20 protein-coding genes are annotated in these 25781 nt (G+C 75.1%); 12 read left to right on the top strand and 8 right to left on the bottom strand.

What is annotated here, in order from left to right; all coding sequences use genetic code 11:
- Positions 1-109 precede the first annotated feature (109 nt).
- The 4 genes from ACIQPQ_RS28510 (at position 110) to ACIQPQ_RS28495 (ending at position 5395) form a co-directional block, all read left to right on the top strand.
- Positions 110-1540: a cellulose binding domain-containing protein gene (locus tag ACIQPQ_RS28510; RefSeq protein WP_401309134.1), complete on the top strand. Its 1431-nt coding sequence runs from the start codon at positions 110-112 to the stop codon at positions 1538-1540.
- A 230-nt stretch (positions 1541-1770) separates the two neighbouring features.
- Entirely contained in the window at positions 1771-3474 is a 1704-nt protein-coding gene (locus tag ACIQPQ_RS28505; protein WP_401309132.1) for a protein kinase, read from the top strand.
- Positions 3471-4322 carry a hypothetical protein gene (locus tag ACIQPQ_RS28500; RefSeq protein WP_401309129.1) on the top strand — a complete coding sequence of 284 codons (852 nt, stop codon included), beginning with the start codon at positions 3471-3473 and terminating at the stop codon, positions 4320-4322. Before ACIQPQ_RS28505 ends, ACIQPQ_RS28500 begins: the two co-directional genes overlap by 4 nt.
- A gap of 173 nt (positions 4323-4495) precedes the next feature.
- Entirely contained in the window at positions 4496-5395 is a 900-nt protein-coding gene (locus ACIQPQ_RS28495; protein ID WP_401309322.1) for an oxygenase MpaB family protein, read from the top strand.
- 10 nt (positions 5396-5405) lie between these two features.
- Here ACIQPQ_RS28495 and nhaA read toward each other — a convergent pair whose 3' ends face one another.
- The 6 genes from nhaA to ACIQPQ_RS28465 form a co-directional block, all read right to left on the bottom strand.
- The gene (gene nhaA, locus ACIQPQ_RS28490) at positions 5406-7289 is read right to left on the bottom strand and encodes a Na+/H+ antiporter NhaA (RefSeq protein WP_401309126.1); all 1884 of its coding nucleotides are present in this window, start codon (positions 7287-7289) and stop codon (positions 5406-5408) included.
- Between the two features lie 76 nt (positions 7290-7365).
- On the bottom strand, positions 7366-7752 hold the full coding sequence (locus tag ACIQPQ_RS28485; protein WP_401309123.1) for a hypothetical protein: 387 nt from the start codon (positions 7750-7752) through the stop codon (positions 7366-7368).
- A 172-nt stretch (positions 7753-7924) separates the two neighbouring features.
- A complete protein-coding gene (gene htpG / locus ACIQPQ_RS28480; protein WP_401309120.1) occupies positions 7925-9850 on the bottom strand; it encodes a molecular chaperone HtpG in 1926 nt (641 codons plus the stop codon).
- Positions 9851-9939: 89 nt separating this feature from the next.
- A complete protein-coding gene (locus ACIQPQ_RS28475) occupies positions 9940-10086 on the bottom strand; it encodes a hypothetical protein (protein ID WP_383779090.1) in 147 nt (48 codons plus the stop codon).
- Positions 10087-10406: 320 nt separating this feature from the next.
- The gene (locus tag ACIQPQ_RS28470; RefSeq protein ID WP_401309118.1) at positions 10407-10604 is read right to left on the bottom strand and encodes a hypothetical protein; all 198 of its coding nucleotides are present in this window, start codon (positions 10602-10604) and stop codon (positions 10407-10409) included.
- A 251-nt stretch (positions 10605-10855) separates the two neighbouring features.
- The gene (locus ACIQPQ_RS28465) at positions 10856-11554 is read right to left on the bottom strand and encodes a TetR/AcrR family transcriptional regulator (RefSeq protein WP_401309115.1); all 699 of its coding nucleotides are present in this window, start codon (positions 11552-11554) and stop codon (positions 10856-10858) included.
- 150 nt (positions 11555-11704) lie between these two features.
- On the opposite strand from ACIQPQ_RS28465, the gene ACIQPQ_RS28460 reads away from it, so the two are divergent.
- Together ACIQPQ_RS28460 and ACIQPQ_RS28455 are read left to right on the top strand one after the other, a co-directional pair.
- Entirely contained in the window at positions 11705-13246 is a 1542-nt protein-coding gene (locus ACIQPQ_RS28460) for an APC family permease (protein WP_401309113.1), read from the top strand.
- Between the two features lie 37 nt (positions 13247-13283).
- On the top strand, positions 13284-14951 hold the full coding sequence (locus ACIQPQ_RS28455; protein ID WP_401309111.1) for an amidohydrolase: 1668 nt from the start codon (positions 13284-13286) through the stop codon (positions 14949-14951).
- A gap of 43 nt (positions 14952-14994) precedes the next feature.
- On the opposite strand, the gene ACIQPQ_RS28450 is transcribed toward ACIQPQ_RS28455, so the two are convergent.
- The gene (locus ACIQPQ_RS28450) at positions 14995-17475 is read right to left on the bottom strand and encodes a SpoIIE family protein phosphatase (RefSeq protein WP_401309108.1); all 2481 of its coding nucleotides are present in this window, start codon (positions 17473-17475) and stop codon (positions 14995-14997) included.
- A gap of 292 nt (positions 17476-17767) precedes the next feature.
- On the opposite strand from ACIQPQ_RS28450, the gene ACIQPQ_RS28445 reads away from it, so the two are divergent.
- The 6 genes from ACIQPQ_RS28445 (at position 17768) to ACIQPQ_RS28420 (ending at position 24162) form a co-directional block, all read left to right on the top strand.
- Positions 17768-19843 (top strand): SpoIIE family protein phosphatase, encoded by a 2076-nt coding sequence (locus ACIQPQ_RS28445; protein ID WP_401309106.1) that lies wholly within the window; start codon positions 17768-17770, stop codon positions 19841-19843.
- A gap of 219 nt (positions 19844-20062) precedes the next feature.
- Complete coding sequence (locus tag ACIQPQ_RS28440; protein ID WP_383779101.1) at positions 20063-20251, top strand: hypothetical protein; 189 nt, start codon at positions 20063-20065, stop codon at positions 20249-20251.
- Positions 20252-20286: 35 nt separating this feature from the next.
- The gene (locus ACIQPQ_RS28435) at positions 20287-21003 is read left to right on the top strand and encodes a hypothetical protein (protein WP_401309103.1); all 717 of its coding nucleotides are present in this window, start codon (positions 20287-20289) and stop codon (positions 21001-21003) included.
- 164 nt (positions 21004-21167) lie between these two features.
- Complete coding sequence (locus ACIQPQ_RS28430) at positions 21168-22130, top strand: DUF6895 family protein (RefSeq protein WP_401309320.1); 963 nt, start codon at positions 21168-21170, stop codon at positions 22128-22130.
- Positions 22127-23047: a DUF6895 family protein gene (locus ACIQPQ_RS28425; protein WP_401309101.1), complete on the top strand. Its 921-nt coding sequence runs from the start codon at positions 22127-22129 to the stop codon at positions 23045-23047. Before ACIQPQ_RS28430 ends, ACIQPQ_RS28425 begins: the two co-directional genes overlap by 4 nt.
- A complete protein-coding gene (locus tag ACIQPQ_RS28420) occupies positions 23044-24162 on the top strand; it encodes a serine hydrolase domain-containing protein (RefSeq protein ID WP_401309098.1) in 1119 nt (372 codons plus the stop codon). Before ACIQPQ_RS28425 ends, ACIQPQ_RS28420 begins: the two co-directional genes overlap by 4 nt.
- 147 nt (positions 24163-24309) lie before the next feature.
- Here the strand turns inward: ACIQPQ_RS28420 and ACIQPQ_RS28415 are convergent, their stop codons facing one another.
- Positions 24310-25680 (bottom strand): trypsin-like serine protease, encoded by a 1371-nt coding sequence (locus ACIQPQ_RS28415; RefSeq protein WP_401309096.1) that lies wholly within the window; start codon positions 25678-25680, stop codon positions 24310-24312.
- Positions 25681-25781: the final 101 nt, after the last annotated feature.

Raw genomic sequence — 25781 nt, 5'->3', positions numbered from 1 at the left:
CCCCGCCCGCTCGACCGGCGCCGCGGGCACCCCCGCACGCCCCTCCCTCCCCACCCGCACGTTCCCCGACCCTCCCGCGCCCGCGGGAGCCCTGCCGAAAGGAACCCCGATGACATCCCGCCCCACCCGCGGTCGCGGCCGGCTCGCCCTCGCGCTGTCGGCCCTGCTGGGCAGCGCCCTGCTGACCGCCGTGCCCACCCAGGCGTCCGCCGCCGACGGCTCGGTCGCCGTGCAGTACCGCACCAGCGCCACGGGGGCCACCGCCGACCAGTCCGAGCCGTGGCTGAAGGTCCGCAACAACGGCTCCACCACGGTCCAGCTCAGCCAGGTCAAGGTCCGCTACTACTTCAAGGCGGACACCGCCTCCGCCTCGTACCGCTTCGCCTGCTCCTGGGCGGTGCGCGGCTGCGCGGGGATCACCGGCACCTTCGGCACCCTCGCCAACCCCACCGCCACGGCCGACCGCTACCTGGAGATCGGCTTCACCTCGGCGGCCGGGACGCTCGCCCCGGGCGCGGACACCGGGGACATGCAGCTGCGCTTCTACCAGGCGAACTGGCAGACGCTGCGGCAGAGCGACGACTACTCCTTCAGCGGGACGCAGACCGCGTACGGCGACTGGAACAAGGTCACCGCCCAGCTCTCCGGGGCGACCGTGTGGGGCACCGCGCCCGCCGGCAACGACCCCACGGACCCGACCGACCCCACCGACCCGACCGATCCGCCCGGCGGCGGGCAGACCCTGTTCGACGACTTCTCGTACAGCTCGCACACCGACCCGGCGATCTCCGCGCACGGCTGGAACGTCCGCTCCAACTCGGGCGGTCCCGGTGTGCCCGGCGCCACCTGGGACCCGTCGAAGGTGACCTTCACCAGCTCCGGCGGCAACTCGGTGATGAACCTGGAGACCTCCACCGCGGGCACCGCGTCGTCGACCGTGCAGACCGAGGTCCTCACCAAGGCGACCAAGTTCAGGAACGGGACGTACGCGGCGCGGGTGAAGTTCTCCGACGCCCCGAAGTCGGGCCCGGACGGGGACCGCCTGGTGCAGACGTTCTTCACCATCAACGACCTCAAGGCGCCGATGGCGGACGACTACGCCGAGTACGACTTCGAGTACCTGCCCAACGGCGGCTGGGGCGAGCCGTCGAACATCCTCTACACGACGTCCTGGGAGACCTACAACCCCGACCCGTGGCAGGCCGTCAACCAGCACACCGAGTCCCGGCAGAGCTACGCGGGCTGGCACGACCTGGTGGTGACCATCGACAACAGCGCCATCACCTACTACATCGACGGGCAGCTCTTCGGCACCCACGACGCCCAGTACCTGCCCGAGCGCCCGATGTCGATCAACTTCAACCAGTGGCTGATCGACCTCGCGGGCCAGACCTCCACGACACCGCGCGCCTACGACCAGCAGGTCGACTACGTCCTGCACGTCAAGGACCAGGTCCTCACCCCGGCCCAGGTCGCGGCGAAGGTGGCCGCCTACCGGGGGGCCGGGACGGCCTTCGTCGACGAGGTCCCGGCCTCCTGATCCAGCGCCGCACCGGACCGCCGCACCAGGGGGAGCGCCCCGCCGGACCGACGACACCGTCGGCCCGGCGGGGCTTCGCCGTGGCCCGGACCCGACGGGGTCCGTCTGCAACCGCGGCGGCCATAATCGTGTCTCTGTCCGCGTGGTCCGCTGTACCGGAGTGCCGCCGCGGCACCGGGACCACGGCACGGACCGCGCGCGCGAGGCGCGGCGGCAAGGGGGGTACGGCGATGAACACATGGGCGGTGCCGGGGTACGCCGAGGCCCTGGAGCTGGGGTCCGGGGCGAGCGGCCGGGTGGTGCGCGCCGTGCACGAGCCGACGGGCGTGGCGGTGGCGGTGAAGTACCTGAGCGAGTCGCTGCGCACCCGCCCCGGCTTCGTGCACGGCTTCCGCGCGGAGGCCGAGCTGCTGGGCGGGCTGAGCAGCCCGCACGTGGCCGGGCTCTACGAGTACGTCGAGGCGACCGACGGCGCCGCGATCGTGATGGAGCTGGTGGACGGCGTCTCGCTGCGCACGGTGCTGGCCCGGCAGGGCCCGCTCACCCCCGAGGCGGCCCTCGTCCTGCTGAAGGGTTCGCTGCTGGGCCTGGCCGACGCGCACCGGGTCGGTGTGGTGCACCGGGACTACAAGCCGGAGAACGTCCTGGTCACCCCGGACGGCGCGTCCAAGCTGGTGGACTTCGGCATCGCGGTCGACGCTGGCGTGACGGCGGGCGTCGCCGGGACCCCGTCGTACATGGCGCCCGAGCAGTGGACCGGAGCGCCCGCCTCGCCCGCCGGGGACGTGTACGCGGCGACCGCGACGTTCTTCGAGTGCCTGACCGGCCGCCGCCCCTACACCGGCGACAACATGGCCGAGCTGGCGCTGCGGCACGTGGAGAGCCCGGTCCCCGTCGAGGAGGTGCCGGAGGCGGTACGGCCGCTCGTGGCGCGGGGGCTGGCGAAGTCGGCCGCCGAGCGCCCCTCGGACGCGGCGGCGTTCGTCACGGACCTGGAGCGGGCCGCGGTCGGCGCCTACGGACCTGACTGGGAGGAGCGCGGCCGGGGACGGCTCGCCGCGCTGGTCGCGCTGCTGCTCTTCCTGCTGCCGTCCGCGCGCGAGACGCCCCGCGCGCAGGCCGACACCGCGCGCACGGTCCTGCGGCAGGCGGCGGGCGGGCGGCCCGGCGGGCTGCGCCCGTGGCGGCCCACCTGGCCGGGTCTGGTCGTGGCGGCCGCCGCCGTGCTGGTGGCGGTGCTGCTGGCCCAGGGCCTCGGCGGCAAGGACACCACCGGGGTGGCCGCGGGGCAGGCGGCCGAGGCGCTGGCCACCACGAGCGCCGTCCCGGAGGTCACCGGCGGCGCGGCCCCGCCGAGCGGCTCGGCCTCCCCCTCGGCCTCCGGGGGCTCACCGTCCTCCGCCTCCGCCGAGGCGTCCGACTCCGCCGGCCCCTCGGAGAGCGCGTCCGGCACCACCGGGGACGGTGCCGGGTCGCCGTCCCCGTCGGACCCGGCCTCCGCCGGTCCCTCCTCCGCCCCGCCGTCCTCCGGCACGCCGAGCGGGGAGCCGTCCGCGCCGCCCTCCTCGGGCGGCACCGGCTCCAGCTCGTCCGCTCCCCCGCCGCGCACCGGCGTGAAGGGCGTCGCCCTCGGCGGGTTCCGGCAGACCGGCAACGCGACGGCCACGGCGTCGGTCACGGTGACCACGGACGGAACCGGCCCGGTCACGGTGACCGTCGGGTGGTTCTCGGGCGACGCCGCCGGGCCGTCGGGCGCCCCGGACGGGGCGGCGACGGTGCGGCGGCTGAGCGGCTCCACGCAGTACACCTTCGCCGCCGAGCACACCTTCGGCGGGAAGGGCTGCTACTGGACGGTCCAGGTCGGCACCTCGCCCGCGTCCGCCGACGGCGGCGCCTCCCAGCAGCTCCTGATCCGGCGGTGCACCGTCCGATGAACGTTCCCGACCCCCGCGTCCCGGCCCCCGGCACCCCGGACCCCCGCGACCCGGACCCCCGCGACCTCGACCGCACCGTCCCCGCCGCTCCCCCGGCCGCGGCGGCCCCGCCCCCTTCCCGGCCCCCGGCTCCGTCGGACAGTGCCGAGTACAGCGCCACGGTGCTGGCCAGCCACTGGGTGCAGCGGCCCGAGAGCGACCCGACGGCCGTCCTCGACGAGCCGACCGCCGCGGCCGGCGACCGGACCGCCGTGCTCGACGACCCGACGGCCGTACGGGACGACCGGACCGCCGTCCTCGACGGGCCCCCGGCCGTCACCGGCGCCGCCGCCGCGCCGGTGCCGCTCCCCGAGGGGACCGTGCTGCGCTTCGGCCCCGGTGTGACCGCCGCCCTGGCGCGGCAGCCGCACCGGACGCTGCCCGTGGTGACGCCGCCGCCGGAGCGGCCCCGGCGCGGCGGGCCCCGCCGGTACGCGCTGCCCGCGCTGGTGCTCCTCGCCGCCGTGCTGTTCCTGCTCTGGCGGGGCGGCACCGGGTCCGGTCCGGGGGTGCGGGAGGTGTCGGTGACGGCCGCGCGGGACACCCTGGCGTGCGACTCCACGGCGGGTGTCGTCGGCGTGGTCCGCACCGACGGCCGCCCCGGCACCCTGTCCTACCGGTGGGTGCGCAGCGACGGCACCTCCTCCGCCGTACGGCACGCCACCGTGGTCCGGGGGCAGCGGACGGTCCGGCTGGAGCTGCTGTGGACGTTCGAGGGGCCGGGTCGGCTGCGGGCCGTGGCGGAGCTGCGCGTGCTGTCCCCCGAGCGGCAGGCGGGCGAGGTCCGCTTCACCTACGCGTGCCCCTGAGCGGACCGGGACCGGCGGCCGTCCGCATCCGCGGGGCGCGCGACGGGGGAAGCTGGAGACGTACGGTCTCGTCCGGCGCGCTCCGGTGCGCCCCGGCAGCAGGAGGAGCCACGGCGACCACGAAACGCGACGGCGCACCCGGACCGTTCGACCCGCTCAGGGCGCTCGACCCGCTGAGGGCGCTCGGGGCGAGCGCCCGTGCGCGGCTGGGCGGCGGGCTCTTCGCCCGCGTCGCCGGTCCCGACGGTCCGCGCAACCGGGCCGTCATCCACCGGACGCCCGGCCCGCGCTGGTTCGCCCCGGACCGGCCGGTGCGGCGGGTCCACGGCGACGCCTCGATGTTCATCGGCGGGCTCTCCGCCCTCCTCCTGCAGTCGCTGCACCCGCGGGCGATGGCGGCGGTGGCCGCCCACTCCGGTTTCCGCGGCGACCCGTGGGGCCGTCTCCAGCGCACCAGCACCTTCCTGGCGACGACGACGTACGGCACAGCCGGGCACGCCGAGGAGGCGTGCGCGCAGGTCCGGGCGGTGCACGAGCGGGTCGTGGGCGTCACCCCCGACGGCGAGCCCTACCGGGCCTCCGACCCGCACCTGCTGTGCTGGGTGCACGTCGCCGAGGTGGACAGCTTCCTCCGCGCCCACCAGCGCTACGGCGCCCGTCCGCTGACGGACGAGGAGTGCGACGGCTACGTCGAGGACATGGCCCGGATCGCGGAGGCGCTGGGTGTCCCCGACCCGCCGCGCACCCGGGCGCAGCTCGCGCGGCGCCTGGACGGCTACCGTCCGGAGCTGCGGTCCACCGCCCCGGCGCGGGACGCGGCCCGTTTCCTGCTGCTCGACCCGCCCGTGCCGCTGGCGGCCCGGCTGCCGTACGGGGTGCTGGCCGCCAACGCCGTGTCCGCGCTGCCCGGCTGGGCCGCCGACGAGCTGCGGCTGCCCCGGCTGCCGCTGGTGGACGGGCTGTGCGTGCGGCCGCTGGGCTCGGCGATGACCGCGGCGATCCGCTGGGCGATGGCCCCGTCCCGCGCGGCCGTGACCGCCCCGCCCGACGCCGCCGGACGACCGGACCGCTGACCGGTGCCGGTCAGCGGGTGCCGACGGCGGCCCGCTCGCGGGCGGTCCGTACGGCGGCGGTGAGGCCCGCGAGGTCGTAGGCGCCGTGGTGGCGGCTGCCGTTGACGAAGAAGGTGGGGGTGCCCGCGACCGAGCTGAGGTCGGCGGAGTCGACGTCCTCGGCAACCCGCCGGGCTCCGGCGTGGGCGCGCAGGTCCCGTTCGAAGCGGGCCGTGTCGAGGCCCGCCTCGGCGGCGTAGCCGCGCAGGTGGTCGGGGCGCAGGGCGCCCTGGTGGCTGATCAGCAGGTCGTGCAGCTCCCAGTACCGGCCCTGGAGGGCGGCGGCCTCGGCGGCCTCGGCGGCGAGCTGGGCGCGCGGGTGGACGTCGGTGAGCGGGAGGTGGCGCCAGACGTAGCGGACGTCGGTGAAGTCGCCGAGCAGGGCGCGGACGGCGGGCTCGGCCAGGCCGCAGTAGGGGCATTCGTAGTCGCCGTACTCGACGACGGTGACCGGCGCGTGGCGGGGGCCGCGGACGTGGTCGCGGTCGGGGTCGACGGGGACGGCCAGGTCGACGAGCGACTGGGCCTCGCCGAACAGGGCGCGGCGGCGGCGTTCCTCGGGGAGGGCGCCGATGACGGCGGTGACGACCCGGCTGACCGCGAAGGAGGCGACGGCTGCGGCGAGGATGCCCGCCTTGGCGTCCTCCAGGTCGGTGCCGTCGAGGGCGAGGGTCGCGATGAGCAGGGAGACGGTGAAGCCGACCCCGGCGAGGGTGCCGCCCGCGGTGACGGCGCCCCAGCCGATCGGCGGGCGGGCCCTGCCGCGGGAGAGGGCGGCGGTGAGCGCGGAGGCGCCGATGACGCCGAGGGGCTTGCCGACGACGTAGCCGAGGACGATGCCGAGGGTGACGGGGGAGGTGGAGGCGCGGGCGAGCTGGTCGCCGCCGATCTCGATGCCCGCGTTGGCGAGGGCGAACAGCGGGACGATCACATAGCTCGCCCAGGGGTGGTAGAGGCGCTGGAGGCGGTCGTTCGGGGAGAGCGCGGAGGCGATCCCGGCGCGCACCGAGCGTTCCAGTTCGGGGGTGGGCTGTTCGCGGAAGAGGCGGAACAGGCCGGAGGCGCGTTCCAGGTCCGTGCGGCTGGCGGGGTAGGCGTAGGTGATGAGGCCCATGGCGAGGCCGATGACGACGGGGTCGACGCCGGATTCGAGGAGGCCGAGCCAGGCGACGACGGCGAGGACGGCGTAGACGGCGCCCCGGCGCACGCCGAGCCGCCGCACGAGGAGGATCACCCCGAAGGTGCCGGCGGCGACGAGGAGGGCGGCCCACTCGACGCGTTCGCTGTAGGCGACGGCGATGACGGCCAGGGCGAGGAAGTCGTCGACGACGGTGAGGGTGAGGAGGAAGACGCGCAGGCCCTCCGGCATCCGGCGGCCGACGACGGCGAGCATCCCGAGGGCGAACGCGGTGTCGGTGGACATGGCGGTGCCCCAGGCGCCTGCGGTGTCCTGCCCGGCGTTGACGGCGAGGTAGAGGGCGATGGGGACGAGCATGCCGCCGAGTCCCGCGGCGAGCGGGAGGAGGAGGCGGCCGCGGTCGCGCAGCTCGCCCAGGTCGAACTCGCGGCGGGCCTCCAGGCCGACGACGAGGAAGAAGAACGTCATCAGTCCGCTGTTGACCCACTCGCGCAGGTCGAGGGAGACGCCGTGGTCGCCGAGCCGGACCGAGAGGTGGGTGTGCCAGAACGACGCGTAGCCGCCCGGCGCGATGTTGGCCCAGGCGAGGGCGGCGAGCGCGCCCGCGACGAGGACGGCGGCGCTGCCGGTCTCGGTGCGCAGGAAGTCGCGCAGCGGGGTGCGGGTGTCCTCGCCGCAGGCGGTCTGCTGCGTGTAGGCGGCGGGCTCGGCGGTCACGGTGCGGTGACCGCCCGGCGGTGGGCGCCCGCCGGTCGGGGCGGCGCGGGGTCCCGTGCGGGTGGGGGTGGCGGGGTCACGCGGCGCGCATCCGGGGGCGGGCCAGGCGGGCGGGGGCCGGGACGCCGGTGAGGCGGACGGCGGGCGAGGGGGCGACGGCGGCGCTGACCCGGTAGGTGGTGCGGCCGGGGTCGCTGACGGGGTCGCCGAGGACGATCCGGCCGTCGGCCCGCAGCGCCTCGCAGTCGGCGGTGGGCAGGGCGACGTAGCAGCCGCCGCGGCCGGTGGCGGAGTCCAGGGGGCGCCAGTGGTGGTAGCGGCGGCGGCCGTCGGCGCGGACGGTGACGAAGACGGGGGTGCGCGCGTCGGAGACGATCCGCAGGACGTCGGCCTCGGCGGCGCTGAGCCGTCGGGCGGGGCGCCGGGCGCCGACGGTGGGGGGCTGGATCGCGGTGAGCGGCATCAGCGGTGACCTCTTTCCGGGGCAGGACTCCGAGATCGTGTACCCCGCCTCGCCAGGAGTTGATCTCTCTTTCGCGCATTGTTCTGCACACCACTGACAATGCGGGTCCCCGGCGTATTCCGCACGGTCGGCGGCGCCGTCGCGCACGGCGCCGCCGGGTCCGTTCCCGCGGCTACAGCGCGCGTTCGAGGCGTTCGGCGAGGAGCTGGGTGAAGCGGGCGGGCTCCTTGGGCCGGCCGCCCTCGGCGAGGATCGCGAGGCCGTGCAGGAGTTCGGCGTCGTCGGCGAGGCCGTCGGCGTCGGGGCGGTCCTTGAGGGCCTGGTTGAGGCCCTTGACGAGGGTGTGGTCGGGGTTGAGTTCCAGGATGCGGCGGCTGCGCGGCACCTCCTGGCCCATGGCGCGGTAGAGGTTCTCCAGCGCCGGGGTCATGTCCTGGGCGTCGGAGACCAGGCAGACCGGGGACTGGGTGAGCCGGGTGGAGAGGCGGACCTCCTTGATGTCCTCCTGGAGCCGCTCGGTCATCCAGGTGAGGAGACCGGCGTATTCCTCGGCCTGCTCCGCGCGGCTCTGCTCCGGTTCCCGCTCGTCGCCCGCGCCGAGGTCGATCTCGCCCTTGGCGACGGAGCGCAGCGTCTTGCCGCGGTACGTGCCGACGGCGTCGGTCCACACCTCGTCCACCGGGTCGGTGAGCAGCAGCACCTCGATGCCGCGGTCGCGGAAGGCCTCCATGTGGGGCGAGTTCTCGATGGCCTCGCGGGAGTCGCCGGTCAGGTAGTAGATGTCCTCCTGGCCGTCCTTCATCCGCTCGACGTACTGCTCCAGGGTGGTCGGCCCGTCGGCGTCGTGGGTGCTGGGGAAGGAGGAGACGGCGAGCAGCGCGTCCCGGTTGTCGGTGTCGGTGATCAGGCCTTCCTTGAGGACGGCGCCGAACTCCCGCCAGAAGGTGGCGTACTTCTCGGGCTGGGCGGTGCGGAGGTCCTTGACGGAGGAGAGGACCTTCTTCGCGAGGCGGCGGTGGATGAGCTGGATGTGGCGGTCCTGCTGGAGGATCTCGCGGGAGACGTTGAGCGAGAGGTCCTGGGCGTCGACGACGCCCTTGACGAACCGCAGGTAGGGCGGGAGCAGCGCCTCGCAGTCGTCCATGATGAACACGCGCCGCACGTAGAGCTGGACGCCCCGGCGGTAGCCCTGGGTGAAGAGGTCCTGCGGGGCGTGCGCGGGCAGGAAGAGCAGTGCCTGGTACTCGAAGGTGCCCTCGGCCTGGAGGCGGATGGTCTCCAGCGGGTCGTTCCAGTCGTGGCTGATGTGCTTGTACAGCTCGTGGTACTCCTCCTCCTTCACCTCCTCGCGGGAGCGGGCCCACAGCGCCTTCATGGAGTTGAGGGTCTCCGGGGCGGCGGGCCCGGTCTCGGTGTCGCCGTCGGCGTCTTCCCCGGCCGGGGGCTGGGGGGCGGCCATGCGGATCGGCCAGGTGATGAAGTCCGAGTACCGCTTGACGATCTCCCGGATCTTCCACGGGGACGTGTAGTCGTGGAGCTGGTTCTCCGGGTCGGCGGGCTTGAGGTGGAGGGTGATGGCGGTGCCCTGCGGGGCGTCGTCGAGGGTCTCCAGGGTGTACGTGCCCTCGCCGCGGGAGGACCAGCGGGTGCCCTGGGTCTCCCCGGCCCGGCGGGTGACGAGGGTGACCTCGTCGGCGACCATGAAGGCGGAGTAGAAGCCGACGCCGAACTGGCCGATGAGGCCTTCGGCGCCGGCCTGGTCCTCGGCCTGCTTCAGCTGTTCCAGGAACTTCGCGGTGCCGGAGTGCGCGATGGTGCCGATGAGCCGGGTCACCTCGTCGTACGACATGCCGATGCCGTTGTCCCGGACGACCAGGGTGCGGGCCTCGCCGTCGGTCTCGATCTCGATGTGCAGGTCGGACACGTCGGCGTCGGGCGCGTCCTCGCGCAGCGCCGCGAGGCGCAGTTTGTCCAGCGCGTCGGAGGCGTTGGAGACGAGTTCGCGCAGGAAGACGTCCTTGTTCGAGTAGATCGAGTGGATCATCAGCTGGAGCAGCTGACGGGCCTCCACCTGGAACTCAAACGTTTCGGTCGGCATGGTTCTCGGCTACCTCTCTCGGTCCCGGTGAGGGGGTACTGACGGACGGCAGCCACTCTAGAACAGACGGTCACCCCCGCTCACTTCGGCTATCGGCGCCGCTTGAGCCGGGCCAGGAGGCCCTGGGCCTGGGCCCGTCTGCGCGGGTCGGCCGCCGCGCGTCGTGCCTCCTCGATCGCCCTGCGTCCCTGCGGGCTCCGCGCGAACGCCTTGAGTCGCCCTATCAGTCCGGCCATCGGCCACCTCCGGTTCGGTCCGTCACTGTCGTCCGTCCGCGCGGTCGTGGCGCGCGGCGTCGTCCGTCTGCCTACCCCGGCGCGGGGCACTCAGACCTTTGAACGCGGCGGGGGTGGCCGGCGGTTCCCGCCGGTCGCGGCGGGTTCGTCGCGCGGGGTGACGGGACGTCACGCGGCAGGCGGGCGGGGCGCGATGAGGGGCCCGGAAACGCGGGCACCTCCCGGCGCCCTGCGGGACGTCGGGCCGGTGGGGGGCCGGGGCGTCGAGGGGGGAGCGTTCGGGAGGTGGGATCAGCGGGGCGGACCGGGGAGGGGGCCGGTCACTCGGCGGGGGTGCGCAGGGCGAGGAACTGCTGGGCGGGGCGGGCGCCGACGGCGGAGGGGGCCGGGGCGGAGGCGGGGGCCGGGATGATCGCGGCGAGGTCGCGCCGGATGCGTTCGGCCTCGCCGCGCACCTGGGTGGGGATGTCGCCGCGCTCGGAGACGAGGCGCTGGAAGATCGGTGTGTCCTGGAACACGTACGAGGGTCACTTTCGGTGGACGGCGGCCGCGGCGGGCCGTTGGGGGCGGACGGACGCGGCCGGTGCGGCGGGTCGACGCCGGGCCGGACACTGTCCGCCGAGCGGGTCCGGTCGCCCGGTGGTCCGCTCGCCGCCCCGCCGGGTGCGGCGGGGCCTGGACATCGTAGACGGGACCGGTCCGCGGGGTCGCGTCGCCCTGACCTCCGGTCCACGGTGTGGGACGGCCGGTCCGGCGGTGTGCCGGCCCGTCAGCCGGGGAGGCGGGCCGCGCGGGCCGTGAGGGCTTCCAGGAGGAGGTCGACGGCCTCCTCGAAGGAGCTCTCGGCCATGGCGAGCAGGTGCGTCCCGGCGGTGGCGAGGGCGGGATGGGTGGCGGGGTCGAGGCCTTGGTAGACGTCGCCCCAGGCGCGCTGGTCGGCGTCCCGCTGCGGGCGGGGCAGGGCGTGGAACGCGGCGTCGGTGGCGGCGTGGCTGAGCACGGTGTCGATGAACGCGAGGTAGAGCCGGACCGCGTCGTCGGGCGGGAAGCCCGCGGCGAGGAGCAGCCCGACCCCGGTCTCGACCGCCCGGATCTCGTTGGCGCGCCGGGTCACCCGGTGTGCGGCGAGGGCGGCCGCGCGCGGGTGGGCGAGGTATCCGGCGCGCACCCGCATCGCCATGTCGCGCAGCGAGGTCGCCCAGTCCGCGCCGGGGACGAACCCGGTCATGGCGTCGCCGATGATGCGGTCGGCGATGGCGAGGGCGAGGTCGTCCGTGTCGTGGAAGTAGCGGTAGACGGCGGTCGGGTCGCAGCCGAGGGCCGCGCCGAGCCGGCGGACGCTGAGCGCCTCGGGTCCGTGTGCGCCGATCAGCCGCAGCGCGGTGGTGACGATGAGGTCCTCGGACAGGACGGTGCCCGACCGGGTGGGTCTGCGGCGTCGGCGCTCCTGGGGGACGCGGGTCGTCATCCGGGTTCCTCTCGCCGCCGGGGCCGGGGTGTCCTCGCAGTGAACGGTCTCCGGCGCTCTTATGTCAACAGCATTGACGCAATGGGGAGGGCGGCGGTTGCATCGCAGTCCCGCGCGGCTTCCCCGTCCTCCTCCCCTGTGGAGTCCTCCATGTCGTCATCCCGGTCACCCCGGTCCTCCCGTCCGCCCGCTCCCCCGGCTCCCCCGGCTCCCGCCGACGGCCCCGGGCTGCGGCGTTCGCTCGGTGTCCTCGACGGTGTCGCCATCGCCGCGTCCAGCACCGCCGCCACGACGAGCATCGCCGTCGGCATGGGCACGATCGCGGCCGTCGTCGGCCTCCAGACCCCCGCGCTCCTGCTGCTGGCGTTCCTGCCGGTGCTGGGGATCGCGACGGCGTACGCCCGGCTGAACCGCTCGGAGCCGAACTGCGGCAACGGCTATGTGTGGGTGGGCCGTTCCCTGGGGCCGTGGCCCGGGTTCCTCACCGGCTGGGTGACCCTGATCGCCTCGATCGTGTTCTGCGCCTACACCAGCGCGGTGACCGGCTCGGTGCTGCTCATCCTGGCGGGCCGGGCCGGGGTCGGGGAGGTCGCCGGGGTCCGGCTCGACCCGTCGTCGACGGCGCTGTGTACCGGCGTCGGACTGGTGGTGCTGCTGGCGCTGGCGGCGCTGACGGTCACCGGGATGCGGGCCGCCGCCCGGTTCCAGCTGGTCCTGCTGGTCTTCGAGTACGCGGTGCTGCTGGGGTTCTGCGGCTGGGCGCTGGTCACCGGCGACCAGGCGTTCTCGCTGTCCTGGTTCAACCCGTTCGCGATGTCCGGCGGGACCGCCTTCGCGCAGGGCATGGTTCTCGCGGTGTTCTTCTTCTGGGGCTGGGACGCGGCGTTCAGCGTCACCGAGGAGACCCGCGGTCCGCAGGACTCGGCGCGCGGCGGCTTCATCGCCCTGTTCGCGATGCTGGGGCTGTTCCTGTTCGCGTCGGTGGCGTTCCAGCGGGAGATGAGCCTTCCGGAGCTGATCCGCAACGGCCCGCAGGCCCTGCCGTACCTGGGCACGAAGCTGGCGGACGAGCCGTGGGCGACGCTGCCGGTGATCGCGCTGATGTTCTCGGCCGTCGCGTCGGTCCAGGCGACGCTGGTGCCGACGGCGCGCGGTCTGCTGGCGATGGGCCGGGACCGCACGATGGGCGCCGTGTGGACCCGGGTCCACCCCCGCTGGGGGACCCCGGCGGTGGGCACGGCCCTGGTGATGGGGGTGGCGACGGCCGTGGCGCTGCTGGCGGTGGTCCTGCCGAAGCTCGCCGACATGCTGCTGACCGCCGTCAACGCCATCGGCCTGGTCGTCGCCCTCTACTACGGCCTCACGGCGCTGGCCTGCGCGGTGCGGTTCCGCGCCGACCTGCGCTCGGGTCCGCGCGCGGCGCTGCTCGCCGTCGGCGTGCCCGGCGCGTCGGGCCTGGTCCTGCTGGGGCTCGGCGCCTACCTCGCCCACTCGTACCTGACGATGAGCGACCACTTCGAACTGAGCCCGGACAACGGCTGGTTCCTGTTCAGCCTGCCCGCCGCCATCGTGCTGGCCGGTCTGGCGATGGCCGCCGTCGCCAAGTACGTACGGCACTCGCCCTACTTCACCACCGGGCGCGGCACCGACGCCGACGCCCTCACCCTGCCCATGGACCGCACCGCGGTCTGACCGCGCCCCGCCATCCCCTCGACGGAGGTCACACCCCATGTCCCGCTCCCGCACCGCGGACCACGCCGACCTGGTCCTCACCGGCGGCCCCGTCCACACCGTGGACCCGGCCCGCTCCCGCGCCACCGCCGTGGCGGTGCGGGACGGACGGATGGTCGCCGTCGGCCACGCCGAGGTGCACGACCTGATCGGTCCCGGCACCGAGGTCGTCGACCTGGCGGGACGGCTGCTGCTGCCCGGTTTCCAGGACGCGCACGTCCACCCGCTCGGCGCGGGCCTCGAACTCGGCCAGTGCCATCTGGCCGACACCACCGACCCGGCGGAGTACCTGCGTCTGGTCAGGGCGTACGCCGACGGGCATCCGGAGACGGAGTGGATCACCGGGGGCGGCTGGTCGCTGGAGGCGTTCCCCGGCGGCGCCCCGACCGCCGACGCGCTCGACGCGGTGGTGCCCGACCGGCCAGTGTTCCTGCCCAACCGGGACCACCACGGCGCCTGGGTGAACAGCGAGGCCCTGCGCCGGGCCGGGATCGACGCCCGCACCCCCGACCCGGCGGACGGCCGGATCGAGCGGCACCCGGACGGCACCCCGACCGGCATGCTCCAGGAGGGCGCGGTCCATCTGGTGGGGCGGCTGGTCCCGGCGCCGACGGCGGAGGAGCGGCTGGCCGGGCTGCTGCGCGCCCAGGCGGTGCTGCACGCACATGGCGTGACGGCCTGGCAGGACGCCATCGTCGGCACGTACGCGAACATGACCGATCCGGGGCCGTCGTACCTGACCGCGATCGACCGGGGCCTGCTCACCGCGCGGGTCGTGGGGGCGCTGTGGTGGGACCGGGAGCGGGGTGCCGAGCAGATACCCGAACTGGTCGCGCGGCGGGCGGAGCTGAGCCGGGGGCGGTTGCGGGCGTCCAGCGTGAAGATCATGCAGGACGGCATCGCGGAGAACCACACGGCGGCGATGCTGGACCCGTATCTGACCGGCTGCGGCTGCCCGTCGGACAACAGCGGTATCAGCTTCGTCCCGCCGGACGCGCTCAGGACGTACGTGACGGCGCTGGACGCGCTCGACTTCCAGGTTCACTTCCACGCGCTCGGGGACCGGGCGGTGCGGGAGGCGCTGGACGCGGTGGCGGCGGCCCGTGACGCCAACGGGTTCCGCGACACGCGGCACCACCTGGCCCATCTCCAGGTCGTCCAGCCGCGGGACGTGCCCCGGTTCGCGGCGCTGGGCGCGGGCGCCAACCTCCAGATGCTGTGGGCGGCGCACGAGCCGCAGATGGACGAGCTGACCCTGCCCTTCCTCGGTGCGGAGCGCGGGGAGCGGCAGTACCCGTTCGGGGACCTGCTGCGGGCGGGCGCGGTGTGCGGGGCGGGCAGTGACTGGCCGGTGAGCAGCCCCGACCCGCTCCAGGCGCTGCACGTCGCGGTCAACCGGGTCACGCCGGACGCGCCGGAGGGGACCCCGGTGTTCCTGCCCGGCCAGCGGCTCGACCTGGGGAGCGCGGTGGCCGCGTACACGGCCGGGAGCGCGTACCTGAACCATCTCGACGACGTCAGCGGCAGCATCATGGTGGGCAGGGCGGCCGACCTGGTGGTCCTGGACCGGGACGTGTTCGCGGGGCCCGCCGAGGAGATCGGGGAGGCGCGGGTGCTGCTGACGTACGTGGACGGGCGGCGCGTCCACACGGCGCCGGACGCCTGAACCGGGCGGGGCTCCCGGTTGCCGGACCGGGCCGGGGGCGGGGTCAGGGCTGTCCCGGGATCTCCTGTTCGGCCCAGATGATCTTGCCCTCGGAGGTGTAGCGGGCGCCCCAGCGCAGGGCGAGCTGGGCGACGAGGAAGAGGCCGCGGCCGCCCTCGTCGGTGCTGCGGGCGTGCCGCAGCCGGGGGGCGGTGCTGCTGGAGTCGGAGACCTCGCAGGTCAGCCGGGTGTCGCGGAGCAGCCGGAAGCGGATGGGCGGGGCGGCGTGCCGGATGGCGTTGGTGACCAGTTCGCTCACGATCAGCTCGGTCGTCATGGCCAGGTCGTCCAGCCCCCAGGCCTCCACCTGGCGGGTGGCCCGCGCCCGGATGTCGGCGACGGCGGCCGGGTCCACGGGCACGTCCCAGGAGGCGACGTCGTCGGCGCTGAGGGCGCGGGTGCGCACCAGCAGCAGGGCGATGTCGTCGGGGCGGGCCTCGGAGACCAGGCGGCGCACGGCCGACCCGCACAGGTGGGCGAGGTCGGCGTCGGGCCGGGCGAGGAGTTCGCCGAGCCGGGCCATGCCGCGTTCGATGTCGTGGTCGGCGCCCTCGACGAGGCCGTCGGTGTAGAGGCCGAGCAGGCTGTTCTCGGCGAGTTCGATCTCGGTGGACTCGAAGCCCATGCCGCCGAGCCCGAGCGGGGGCCCGGCCGGGGGTTCGGGGAACGACACCCGGCCGTCGGGCGAGACCACCACGGGCGGCGGGTGTCCGGCCCTGGCCATGGTGCAGCGGCGGGTGAACGGGTCGTAGACGGCGTAGAGGCAGGTCGCGCCGAGGAACGCCGTGCCCGCGGTGCCGACGGTGCCGGACCCGCCCTCCTCGGGACTCTCGGCGCTGAGCCGCAGCACCAGGTCGTCGAGGTGGGCGAGGAGTTCGTCGGGCGGCATCTCCATGTCGGCGAGGGTCTGGACGGCCGTACGGAGTCTTCCCATCGCGGCGGCGGCGGTGATGCCGTGGCCGACGACGTCCCCGACGACCAGTCCGACGCGGGCGCCGGACAGGGGGATGACGTCGAACCAGTCGCCGCCGACGCCGTCGGTGGGGTCGGCGGGGAGGTAGCTGGACGCCACCTCCAGGGCGGTGCCGCCGCTGAGGGCGTGGGGCAGCAGGCTGCGCTGGAGGGTGACGGCGGCGGTGTGTTCCCGGGTGTAGCGGCGGGCGTTGTCCACGCACAGGGCCGCGCGCGCCACGAGTTCGCGGGCGAGCAGCACGTCGTCGCGCTGGAAGGAGACGGGGTTGAGGGAGCGGACGAACGTGGCGAGGCCGAGGGCGGTGTTACGGGCCCGCATGGGCACCGCGATCAGGGAGTGCATGCCGAACTCGCGGATCTTCGCGGCCCGTTCGGGCTGTTCGGCCGCCCAGGACGTGTCGGTCTCGTCGAGGACGGCGTAGAGCACCGGTTCGCCGTCGATGAGCAGGCCGATGTCGTAGGACGGCGGGAGGAAGTCGACCAGGTCGCCGACCTGGGCCAGGGCTTCCGGGACGCCCTCGCGGACGGAGGACAGGCCGGTGCGCCGCATCATGGGGCGGGCGGGCGCCGGTCCCGCGTCGGTGAGCCAGGTGCCGTGGCCCTCGGTGCTGAGGACGGCCTCCAGCAGGTCCACGGCGACGAAGTCGGCGAAGCGGGGGACGGCGAAGTCGGCGAGTTCCTGCGCGGTGCGCAGCACGTCGAGGGTGGTGCCGACGCGGGTGCCGGCCTCGTTGACCAGGGAGAGGAGTTGGCGGGCGTTCCACCGTTCGGTGACGTCGAGGACCATGTAGCAGACGCCGGTGATCGTGTTCCCGGCGTCGACGAGGGGAAAGAACGACGTCGAGTAGGCGTGCCGCCGGTGCGGGTCGGCCCAGCTCCAGCCGACGTACTCGTAGTCGGTGACCGGGACGCGGGTGTCGAGGACCTTGCGCATCAGCCCTTCCAGGGCCTCCGCCTGGAGTCCGGGCAGCAGTTCGCTGAGCCGCCGCCCGAGGCGCTGTTCGCGGGGCACGCCGCCGAAGCGCTCCAGGGTGTCGTTGAGCCACATGTAGCGGAGGTCGAGGTCCATGACGGCCATGCCGACCGGCGAACGGGTGAGGAACCCGTCGAGGACGGACTGGCCGACCGTCCAGTGCGGCCACCGCCGGCGGGCGGACAGCAGGAAGCACTCGGTGTCGCCCATGCGGAACGGCGCGGAGACCCTCAGGTCGGCGTCAAGGGCCCGGCCGTCGGCGTGGCGCAGCGAGACGACGCCGCTCCAGCCCATCCCGGCCCGGCACCGGTCGGCGACCGCGGCCACCCGGGCGGGGTCGCCGGGGGTCGCCACCAGGGGGGCGGCCGAGCCGCCCACCACGTCCGCGGCGGGGCGGCCGAGCAGTTCCTCGGCCCCACGGGTCCAGCCGATCACGACACCGTGCCCGTCGACCACGGCGGCCGCGTCGGTGGACGCGTCGAGGGAGTCGTAGGGTGGCCCGGGCGTCGACCCGCCGGGCGGTTCTGGCGCAGAGTCCATGAGTGCCATCCTCCACAGGACCATGTTCCTGCTAGTCCGCCGAATCCGCACGGGGCGAGGGCGGCAGGGGGACGGCGGGGCGGACGGGCGGACGGACCCGGTGGGCGGCGCGCCGCTTTCGCGGGGCGGAGCGGGGGACGGACCCGGTGGGGTCGCGCCGCCGTCGCGGGGCGCTCCACTTCCGCCCGGTCCCGGCGGGAGGCAGCATGGAAGGGCCGGTGTGCGGTCCGGACGTGCGGCAGGGTCGGTGTGGCTCCGCCCGCCGGGGCCGGCCGGCGGAGGAGGGTCCGCGATGACAGCCGACACCTTCCGGCCCGAGGAGGACCCGTACGGGTCGGAGCCGCCCCGGCCGACCGGGCTGCTGGACCTGCTGAGCGTGGCCGCGGTGGTGGTCGACACCGAGGGGCGGATCGTGTTCTGGACGCCGCAGGCCGAGGAGCTGTTCGGCTACTCCGCCGAGGAGGCCCTCGGCTCGTACGCGGCCCGGCTGTTCATCCATCCCGAGCACCTCAACTCCGTGCAGCGGCTGTTCGCCGAGGTGCTGCGCACCGGGCAGGGCTGGGCGGGCAGCTTCCCCGTGCGGCACAAGGACGGCAGCAGCCGCCTGGTGGAGTTCCGCAACATCCGGCTCCAGGACGATCTGGGGGACGTCTACGCCCTCGGCATCGTCGCCGACCACAACCTCCTCCAGCGCGTCGAGACCGACGTGGCGCTGTGCGAGCGGCTGATCAACCAGTCCCCCATCGGGCTGGCCCTGGTCGACGTGGACCTGCGCTATCTGCTGGTCAACCCGGCGCTGGAGCGGGTCGACGGCGTGCCCGCCGAGGAGCACGTGGGCCGCGACCTGCGCACGACGCTGCCGCTGCCCGACATCGACACCGTGGAGTCCGCGCTGCGCCAGGTCATCGCGACGGGGACCCCGCTGCTGGACCAGTTCCACGTGGGCCGCCCGCCCGCGGACCCGGAGCACGAGCACGCCTGGTCGATGTCGTTCTACCGGCTGGAGGACCCGGGCGGCCGGGTCCTCGGCGCGGCGATCTCGGTCGTGGACGTCACCGAGCGGCACCGGGCGGCGGCCGAGGCGGACCGGGCCCGGCGGCGGCTGGCCCTGATCGCGGACGCCTCGACGCGGGTCGGCACGACGCTGGAGGTGGAGCGGACGGCGGACGAACTCGCCGACATCGCCACCCCGGTGCTGGCCGACGTGGTCGCCGTCGACATCCTCGACTCGGCGCTCGCCTGCCGCCGCAGCCGCCGTCCCGACAACGGCCCGGAACTCTTCCGCGCGCTGGCCCTCAAGGCGTCCCACCCGACGGAGGCGCTGCGGGCCGCCGACCCGCCGGGCGACCTCGCCGCGTACGACGGGGACCGGCTGGTCACCCTGTGCGTGCACACCGGCCGTCCGGTGCTGGTGCGGCACGTCGGGGAGGCCGACCTGCCGCGCATCGCGCGCAGCCCGGAGGCGTCCTCCCTGCTGGCGCGGGCCGGGGTGCACTCCTATCTCGCCGTCCCGCTCATCGCGCACGGCGAGGTGCTCGGCGCGCTCGACCTGAAACGCACCCGCAACCCGCTGCCCTTCGACGAGGACGACGTGGTCCTCGCGGGGGAGCTGGCCGGGCGGGCGGCGGTGGCGATCGACAACGCCCGCTGGTTCCAGAGCGTGCGCAACACCGCGCTCACCCTCCAGCGCAGCCTGCTGCCCGACCACGCGCCCCGCCACCCCGGCCTGGAACTCGCCTCGCGCTACCAGCCCGCCCAGGCCACGAGCGAGGTCGGCGGCGACTGGTACGACGTGATCCCGCTGTCCGGCGACAAGACCGCGCTGGTGGTGGGCGACGTGATGGGCAACGGCATCGACGCCGCCGCGACCATGGGCCGGCTGCGGACGGCGACCTGCGCCTACGCCGACCTGGAACTCGACCCCGGCAGCGTCCTCCAGCACCTCGACAAGATCACCTGCGATCTGGAGCACTACATCGTCACGTGTCTGTACGCCGTGTACGACCCGCACACCGGGGAGTTCCGCATCGCCAACGCCGGGCACATGCCGCCCGCGCTCGCCGGGCCGGGCCGTCCGGCCGAGTTGCTCGACCTGCCGACCGGGGGTCCGCTCGGGGTCGGCGGGATCACCTTCGAGACGACGACCACCCGCCTGCGCGCCGACGACCTCCTCGTCCTCTACACGGACGGTCTGGTGGAGACCCGCCACCACGCCATCGACGACCGGCTGGCCGTGCTCCTCAGCTTCCTCGACGAGCCGCAGCGCCCGCTGGAGGAGACCTGCGACCTCCTCCTGTACGGCCTGCGTCACGCCGACGACCACGACGACGTCGCCCTCTTGGTCGCCCGCGCGGTGGACGAGGACTGAGGGATCATCAGTTCCCTTCACGCGTCGCTGTGCTGACGCTTCGTCATGTCTGCGGACCCGCCGACCGCATCCAGATGGCCCCTCGTTCTCGGTGCGCTCGCGCGCTGATTGATTGAAGGGGAAACCGTGGATATTTGCGCTACTTTTGCATGTTTTGTTGGAATCTGCTCACCATGGTGGAGGAAGCTCGACAACCAAGAACACGAGGGAGATGGTGGTATGGCTTCCGCCGAACACCTGACCGACGAACTGACCGGCATCAAGGACGTCGACCTCGACGCGGCGCTCGACCCCGCCGAGGCGGACGGAGTGTTCCGCGACAGCAGGGAGTGCGCGGCACTCGCCCTCGCCATCGGCGGCGGCGCCCTGCTCCTGTCCCCGCCGACCCCGCGGCCCAAGAAGGGCTAGGCCGACGGCAACAGCGGAACTCCCAGGAGTGATCAATGGAGCAGTCAGGCACTCCGGCCCTGCTGGCCGGCACGGTGCAGGACCTCGCTTCCGGTGTGGTCTCCGCCCTTCGGGGCGGGGGCCACTCCCCGGTCGCGGGCGACGGACCCGACACCCCCGACACCCCTGACCACGCGGCGGGACTGCGCGTCGCCGCCGCACGCGTCCTCGGCGCGGACCTGCTCGTCGCGGACGTCCTGCGGGGCACCCGCCCCGACGCGACCGCCGTCGCCCTGCTGAGCCGGGCGATCGACCTCTACCCCCCGCGCGCCGACGCGCCGCCCGCGATCCGGTGGAGCCACTGGGCCTCGGTCCGCGCGGTGCGCCGCTTCACCCCGGACGCGTCCGGACCGGCCGACGTACCGCCGCCGGAGCACGAGGCGGTGTGGCTCACCGAGGCGACCTGGCAGACCCTGACCCACCGGCTGGCGGTGCTGAGCGCGCTCGCCCTGCCGGACGCGGACTGCGCCGTGGCGCGCGCGGCGCGGGCGCGCCCCGCCGACCTGGCCCGCGGATTCGTGCGGGCGGTCCGGCGCCGGGACTGGCAGCAGGCCGCGGGCGCGGCGCGCTGGCTGACCCTGCTGGACGGGGTGCCGAGCACCCTCGGCCTCGAAACCGGCGTGGACTTCGTGGAGTTGATGGGCGGCGCCGATCAGCGCGTCGCACTCTCCCTGGAGGCGGCACGCGCCCTGCGGACGGGAGCACTCGTGTGACGGGCCACCGCGACGACCGTACGCGCCACCACGACCGCACGGCTCGCACGGCCCGTGCGGACCGCGCGAACGGCACCGACCGCGGCGACTCCGCGGCCCCCGCCGACCGTGGCGACCGCGTCGGCCCCGCCGTCCACGCGGACCGGGCCGCCCGGCGGGTCGCGCTGGACGCCGCCGGGTGGCTGCGCGCGCACCGGGACGCGTTCCGGCTCGGCGCGGACGCGCTCGCGCCCGACGGGCGGGTCGACGCCACCTGGAAGCCGCTGGGCGAACTGGCCCAGGTCTGCGCGACGGTGACCCGCCGCACCGCGCCCGCCGACCCCCTGCACGCCTGGGCGCGCGACCTGCTCGCGTTCGCCTGGCGGGAGACCGACGAGGGTGCCCTGTTCGTACGGATGCAGCGTCAGGAACCCTTCTCCACCTACCCGTTGGAGGTGTACGCGGCGTTCGCGTCGGCGGGCCTGCGGCACCCCGGCTACGAACGGGCGGTGGCCGCGCTCGCCCGCTGCCGCGGCTGGCAGCTCACCGAGCAGGACCCCACCCGGCGCCTCGGCGTGCTCGCCGCCCAGCGCCACACCGGCGTCCGGCACACCGAGGCGGGCAACCGCGCGCTGCGGCGGACGTGGCTGGGCGGCCTGCCCGAGCCGTGGACGTTCGAACGGGCCTCCGGCTACGCGATGACGCATGTGGTGTTCCACCTCACCGACTGGGGCCGGGCCACCGGGAACGGCGAGGGCGCCGGTTGCGTGCCCGCCGGGCTGGCCGCCTACCTCACCGACTGGCTGCCCCCGTGGCTGGACACCTGCCTGGAGGCGGGCATGTGGGACCTCAGCGTCGAACTCCTCGCCGTGGCGGGCCTGTTGCCCGGCGCGGAGGCGGCCCCCTACGCGCAGGCGTGGGAGCGGGTGCGGGCCGCGCAGCTCCCCGACGGCGCGCTCCCCGAGGACCGGCCCCGCGCGGGCGGGCCCGTACCGGGCTTCGCGCACTGCTACCACTCCTCCCTGCTGGCCGTGTTCGCGGCGGCCCTCACCCTCGCCCGGCCCGGCCGGGACCCGCGGCCCGCGCACGACGCGCGGTCCGCGCACCGAGCGCACCCCCCGAACAACGTGCTAGGAGTCCTGGGATGACCGACACACGGCTGATCCACACCGTCGGTGTCCGGGCCCTGGAGTGGCTGTGGGCGTGGCGCGACGGGTTCCGGCTGGTGCCCGACGCGGACCCCGAGGTGGGTTTCCTCGACCGCTTCAAGCCGGTCGGCGAACTCGCGGTGATCTGCGGGGTGTTGTTCCGCGAGGGCGTCGCCGGGGCGCGGCAGGCCAAGCTCGCCCGGCAACTCCTCGACCACGTCTGGCGGGAGACCCTGGACGGCGGCGCCATGCTGGTGCGCGCGCAGCGGACCGAGCCGGTGTCGACCATCCCGTTCGAGGTGTACGTGCCGTTCCGTGAACTCGGCTACCGCAGACCGGAGGTGGAGGCGGCCGTCGCGCTCGCCCACCGCACCACCACCTGGTCGGCGTTCGAGGCCGCGCCGACCCGCCGTCTGGGCCTGAGCGCGTTCCAGCGCCGCTACGGACTGACCCCGGCCCTGTCCGAGGCGGACGCGCTGGAGGCGACCTGGCTCGCCCGCACCCCGGAACCGTGGACGGTCGAGGGCCACATCGCCTACGACGTGACGCACACCGTCTTCCACCTCACCGACTGGGGTGCCCGCCCGGACGGGCTCCCGCCGCGCCTCGCCGGGTACCTCGCGCAGTGGCTGCCGGTGTGGCTGGACGACTGGCTGGACCTGCGCCGCTGGGACCTGCTCGGCGAACTCCTCGTGGTCGACGCCTGTCTGCCGCGCCCCACGCTGGACGAGCGGGCCTGGGCGGGCTTCGCGGCGGCCCAGCAGCCCCAGGGCGCGATGCCCGCGCTGCGCGACATGCCGTCGGGCGGCCCGGACGAGGTGTTCGACCAGGTGTACCACCCCACGCTGGTCGCCGCGTTCGCGTCGGCGCTGGCCACGTCCCGCTCCCTGACCGCCCTCGTGGGAGCCGACGCGTGACCGCGCCCGCCGCCGACACCCCGTGGCCCGGCGTCGCCGGGGAGCCCCCCGCCCCCGACCTCCCGCGCGCCGCCGACGCGCCGGACTGGCCCGCCCGCCTGGCCGCCGCGGTCGCCGCGGTCGACGCCCCGGACGTCGTGTTCGCCGTGTCCCACCACGGGACGCGCACCGTGCGGACGGGCGGCACCGCTCCCCCGCCGCCGGACCCGCGCGACGGACTGCGCTACGAACTCGGCTCCGCCACCAAGGCGTTCACGGGGCTGCTCCTCGCCGACCTGGTGCGCGACGGGCGACTGACCGGTGGCGAGGCCGCCGTGAGCTGTCTGCGGCCGGGCCGCGATCCGGGCCCCACGCCCGTGACCCTGGCGCATCTCCTCACCCACACCTCGGGGCTGCCCGCGCTGCCCGCCGGGTTCCTGCCCCGCGCCCTCCCGGCCTGGCGCACCAACCCCTACGCCCGCTACCCGGCCGCCCGCGTGGTGGACGCCTTCCTCCGGCACGGGCCGCGCCACCGGCCGGGATCGCGCTGGGGGTACTCCAACTACGGGGTGGCGGTCCTCGGGCACGCCCTCGCGGCGGTGACCGGCACCGCCTGGGAGGATCTCGTCACCGAGCGCGTCCTGCGTCCGCTGGCCCTAGGCGGGACCGGGCTGTGGCCGCTGGGTCCGGGCCTCGACGCCGTCGGGCACGGCCGGGACGGGCGGACGCCGGTCCCCGCCTTCGATCCCGGCGGGTTCGCGGCGGCCGGGGCGATCCGGGCGACGCCGCACGACCTGCTGACCTTCCTGGAGGCACATCTCGCCCCGCCGGAAGGGCCGTCGGGAGAGCTGTCGGAGGGGTCCTCGGAAGGGCTGCCGGCGGCGAGCCTGCGGGCGGTGCTCACCCCCGTGCTGCGCCGCGGGATCGGGCACCGGCACGAACACACGGTGAGCTGGTTCCGGCACCCCACCCCGCGCGGGCCGATGTACTTCCACAGCGGGGCGACGATGGGACAGCAGGCGTTCCTCGGGTTCGCGCCCGGCACGGGCACGGCCCTGGCGGCGCTGTGCACCCGCCGGTTCCGCCTCCGCGACACGTTCGTGGCGACCGCGTACGCCCTCCTCGCGGACACCTGAACGAACCCCGGCCGGACGCCGGACGCCGGACCCCGGACGCCGGACGTACGACGGGCCGGTGCCCCGCCACGGGGGCGGGGCACCGGTCTCACCGGCCTCACGGGCCTCACCGGGGGAACACGCGGTGGTGTCCCGCTGCCGGGTCCGTCAGGCGCGCTGCCACAGGGCCGGGGCGGCCTGCGGGGCGCCGGAGGTGAGCGCCTGGTGGTTCTGGAGGCAGACGTAGGAGCTGCCGCCGTAGGAGACCGTGTCGCCGACGTCGTAGACGCGGCCCGCCGCCCAGGTGTCGGTGGTGGTGGCGGGCGGGGGTGCGGCGGTGCCGGTCTGGGCCGCGGTCCTCAGGGTGAGGCCGAACTCGGCGAGCAGCGGGTTGACCGGCTGGAAGAAGGTCGTGCCGCCGCGTGTGCAGTCGCCGGAGCCGCCGGACGTGACGCCCTGCGCCTGGGTGCCGCTGACGTACGGGCCGCCGGAGTCGCCGGGTTCGGCGCACACCGTGGTCCGGGTGAGGCCGCCTACCGTTCCCTCCTCGTAGGTGACGCCGACGCCGAGCTGCTGGACGGTGCCGCAGTGCCAGCCCGTGGTGGAGCCCGAGCGGCACACCGAGGCGCCGACCATGGCCTGGACCGAGCCGGTCACCTGGACGCGTACGCCGCCCTCGCCCTTGACGTCGGGGGTCGCGGTCCAGTCGGCGTTCACCCCGACCCAGGCCATGTCCTTGCCGGGGAAGACGGAGGCCTGGAAGGTGCCCTGGTCGCTCTCGTCGTAGCCCGTGGTCGGGTCGCCCGCGCTGCCGCAGTGCCCGGCCGTCGCGAACCCCTGCTGCTGGTCCTTGGTGACGGAGAAGCCGACCGAGCAGCGGGCGGTGCCGTCGATGTAGTAGGCGTCGCCGCCGACCACGTCCTTCAGGGGGTGCGGGCGGTCGGCGGAGAGCCGGACGCGCACCCCGTCGGCCGCGACACCCGCCTCCTTGAGGAGAGCGGTGGCGGCGGTGCGGCTGGTGGCCTGGACGACGACCCGGTTGGTGCGGACGTCGACGTAGCGGACCGGGGTGTCCAGGGAGCGGGTGCGGCCCGCCGCCGCGTCCAGGTCGGCCTTGCGGCCGGTGAGCGCGGAGAGCGAGGTGCGGACCACGGCGGCGCGGGCTCCCTCGGCGGTGATGGCGGCGGTGTCGGCCGCGTCGGTGGTGGCGACCGTGAGGTCGGCGGCGGTGGCGCCGCTCACCCAGGCACCCGCGAAACGGCTGCCGAGGGTGTGCTGGAGGCGCCCGGCGCGGGTGCCCGCCTCGGCCTCGTTGGCGAGCCGCTCCTCGGCCTGGCGGGGCGTCAGGCCCAGGTCGCGGGCGAGGGCCCGCAGCAGCAGCGGGGACGGCCGGTCGGCGCCGACGGCACGGGCCACCGGACGCGGCACGTCCGGCGTGCCGGTGGCGTCGGCGGCCGCCGCGGGGGCGGCGGCGAGGACGAGGGCGGTGACGGCGGTCAGAGCGGCACGGCGGGTACCGGCGGCGGGTGGGCCGACCATACGGCGTTCTCCTTGGCTGGGCTTGACTGGCTGGGGTGGGGTGGGGCGGTACTTCGCTCGGGTGGGGATGCCGCGAGGCCTTGCCCGGCCCGGCCGCGGGG

The organism is Streptomyces sp. NPDC091281, assembly GCF_044757425.1.
Classification (GTDB): domain Bacteria; phylum Actinomycetota; class Actinomycetes; order Streptomycetales; family Streptomycetaceae; genus Streptomyces.
The sequence above is the reverse complement of the archived record's forward strand: the minus strand, read 5'-3'. Positions and strand labels throughout refer to the sequence as shown.

Bases quoted from the DNA above. Each gene is read 5' to 3' on its own strand.
- ACIQPQ_RS28485 (WP_401309123.1), bottom strand. From the start codon at position 7,752: ATGCCGCTCACCGCGATCCAGCCCCCCACCGTCGGCGCCCGGCGCCCC.
- ACIQPQ_RS28510 (WP_401309134.1), top strand. From the start codon at position 110: ATGACATCCCGCCCCACCCGCGGTCGCGGCCGGCTCGCCCTCGCGCTG.
- ACIQPQ_RS28425 (WP_401309101.1), top strand. From the start codon at position 22,127: ATGACCGACACACGGCTGATCCACACCGTCGGTGTCCGGGCCCTGGAG.
- ACIQPQ_RS28505 (WP_401309132.1), top strand. From the start codon at position 1,771: ATGAACACATGGGCGGTGCCGGGGTACGCCGAGGCCCTGGAGCTGGGG.
- htpG (WP_401309120.1), bottom strand. From the start codon at position 9,850: ATGCCGACCGAAACGTTTGAGTTCCAGGTGGAGGCCCGTCAGCTGCTC.
- ACIQPQ_RS28460 (WP_401309113.1), top strand. From the start codon at position 11,705: ATGTCGTCATCCCGGTCACCCCGGTCCTCCCGTCCGCCCGCTCCCCCG.
- ACIQPQ_RS28475 (WP_383779090.1), bottom strand. From the start codon at position 10,086: ATGGCCGGACTGATAGGGCGACTCAAGGCGTTCGCGCGGAGCCCGCAG.
- ACIQPQ_RS28440 (WP_383779101.1), top strand. From the start codon at position 20,063: ATGGCTTCCGCCGAACACCTGACCGACGAACTGACCGGCATCAAGGAC.
- ACIQPQ_RS28455 (WP_401309111.1), top strand. From the start codon at position 13,284: ATGTCCCGCTCCCGCACCGCGGACCACGCCGACCTGGTCCTCACCGGC.
- ACIQPQ_RS28465 (WP_401309115.1), bottom strand. From the start codon at position 11,554: ATGACGACCCGCGTCCCCCAGGAGCGCCGACGCCGCAGACCCACCCGG.
- ACIQPQ_RS28415 (WP_401309096.1), bottom strand. From the start codon at position 25,680: ATGGTCGGCCCACCCGCCGCCGGTACCCGCCGTGCCGCTCTGACCGCC.
- ACIQPQ_RS28500 (WP_401309129.1), top strand. From the start codon at position 3,471: ATGAACGTTCCCGACCCCCGCGTCCCGGCCCCCGGCACCCCGGACCCC.
- ACIQPQ_RS28450 (WP_401309108.1), bottom strand. From the start codon at position 17,475: ATGGACTCTGCGCCAGAACCGCCCGGCGGGTCGACGCCCGGGCCACCC.
- ACIQPQ_RS28435 (WP_401309103.1), top strand. From the start codon at position 20,287: ATGGAGCAGTCAGGCACTCCGGCCCTGCTGGCCGGCACGGTGCAGGAC.
- ACIQPQ_RS28445 (WP_401309106.1), top strand. From the start codon at position 17,768: ATGACAGCCGACACCTTCCGGCCCGAGGAGGACCCGTACGGGTCGGAG.